At 67.2% G+C, this 1,781-nt stretch carries 2 protein-coding genes and 1 pseudogene; 2 read left to right on the forward strand and 1 reads right to left on the reverse strand.

Going from position 1 to position 1,781, the window contains the following annotated elements; genetic code table 11:
* Window positions 1–105: 105 nt before the first annotated feature.
* Both ACZ5ON_RS35960 and ACZ5ON_RS35965 read left to right on the forward strand, forming a co-directional pair.
* A pseudogene (locus tag ACZ5ON_RS35960) lies at window positions 106–927 on the forward strand (IS5 family transposase); the annotation flags it as partial.
* 46 nt (window positions 928–973) lie between these two features.
* Window positions 974–1,396, forward strand: a complete 423-nt coding sequence (locus tag ACZ5ON_RS35965) for a hypothetical protein (RefSeq protein ID WP_465601820.1) — start codon at window positions 974–976, stop codon at window positions 1,394–1,396.
* 34 nt (window positions 1,397–1,430) lie between these two features.
* Here the strand turns inward: ACZ5ON_RS35965 and ACZ5ON_RS35970 are convergent, their stop codons facing one another.
* Window positions 1,431–1,625, reverse strand: coding sequence for a hypothetical protein (locus tag ACZ5ON_RS35970; protein WP_344641402.1), 195 nt, complete (start codon window positions 1,623–1,625; stop codon window positions 1,431–1,433).
* Window positions 1,626–1,781 lie beyond the last annotated feature (156 nt).

Here is a 1,781-nt window from a genome sequence, read left to right on the forward strand (position 1 = left end):
TCTCAGAGGGAGTTCTGCGAGGGTGTGAGCGGTTTGTCCGTTGTGTCGAAGTCGGCTTCCTGTAAAGGGGGTTGACGTTCGGCGAGGATGCGGTCTGCTGTAGGTATGAGCGAGCGCAGTCCCTACCCCAGTGACCTGTCGGATGAGGCGTGGGCGCTGATCCGGCCGGTCATCACCGCTTGGAAGGGGCGGCACCCGTCGGTCAGCGGGCACCAGGGCCGGTCCGACATGCGGGAGATCCTCAACGCCATCCTTTGCCAGGCCCGCACCGGCTGCCAGTGGCGCTATCTGCCGCACGACCTTCCGCCGCCCAGCGCCGTCTACTACTACTTCGGCACGTGGCGCGACGACGGCACCACCGAGGCTGTTCACGACCTGCTGCGCTGGCAGGTCCGCGAGAGCCGGAAGCGGCACGAGGATCCCACTGCCGTCGTCCTGGACTCCCAGACGGTACGCGCCTCGATGAACGCGCCCAAGGAAACGACCGGGCTCGACCCGGGAAAGAAGAGTCCGGGCCGCAAGCGGGGCATCGCCACCGACGTGCTCGGCCTGATCGTCGCCGTCGTTGTGGTCGCGGCCAGTGTCCACGACAATGCGATCGGGATCAGCCTGCTGGACAGGGTCGTCCACGCCGCGCCCACGGTGACGAAGGCGTGGGTGGACGCCGGCTTCAAGAACGCGGTGGTCGAGCACGGTGCCGCTCTCGGCATCGACGTCGAGATCGTCCAGCGCGAGCCCGGTGCGAGAGGGTTCACGCCGGAGCCAAAGCGATGGGTGGTCGAGCAGACCCTGGGCACGCTCATGCTCCACCGGCGCCTGGTGCGCGACTTCGAGTCGAAGCCGGCCAGCTCGGTCGCGATGATCCACTGGTCCATGACCGACGTCATGCTCCGCCGTCTCACCCGCGCCTCCACCCCGACCTGGCGCGACCCGCCGGCCTGGCACGCGCCATCCCCGACCCGCAGGAGCGTCGATGAGGGAACTCCTGGACAAGATCGAGGCCCGACAGCGGCTCGTCCGCGAGACGGCCGAACAGCTGCGTGACCAGATCGCCCGGCTCACCGAACAACTTGCCGTTGCCGAAGACACCTTGAAACGGCTGGAGATCACCCGCGAGACCCTGGCGGAGCTGGCCGCCGAGGACGGCATTCAGCCGCCGGAGCCGCTGCCGCCCGGATACCGCGAGATCCTGGCCGCCATCGAGAAGACCGGGGAGGGACTCCACGCCAAAGACGTCTGCCAGGCGCTCGGCCTCGGCACCGAACCGAAGCACACCGAAGGCATCCGCGCGAAGCTGAAACGCCTGGTGACCCGCGGCATCCTCACCGAGCCCGAGCCTGGCCTGTTCACCCTGACCAAGCTGACACCGGGCGCCCCGGAGGGCAACTCAAGCTGAAAATCGGCGAAGGCCCGCGGAGCTCCCTCTCGGGTCAGCGGCTGATCCGTTTCCAATCGCGGGCAACGGCATAGGCGAATCCAATCGTTGCCGCGCAGTAGATCGCGGCATCGGCATAGCGCCCGGCGAGTGTCAGTTCTGCAGTTCGGTAGCAGCCGTACAGGTCAAGCAGGGCGATAGTGCAGAGAGTTGCCCGCTGCACGCGAGGGGACTTCAGCGGATTTGTCATGACTCGTCGACTAGCCTCTCGCGTCGGCCTACCGGAAACCAGCGGATCGGAATGGTACGGGAACACGGGAAGTGGCGCTGTCACGGGCAGCGACCGTATCACCGCTTCTCCGGCAGCTCGGCTGGGCCGATCCGCCGGGCATAGGTGTCCTTCTAG

This window comes from Kitasatospora sp. NPDC032150 (assembly GCF_055579945.1).

Coding starts and splice junctions, on each gene's coding strand:
- ACZ5ON_RS35965 (WP_465601820.1), top strand. CDS start 974: ATGAGGGAACTCCTGGACAAGATCGAGGCCCGACAGCGGCTCGTCCGC.
- ACZ5ON_RS35970 (WP_344641402.1), bottom strand. CDS start 1,625: ATGACAAATCCGCTGAAGTCCCCTCGCGTGCAGCGGGCAACTCTCTGC.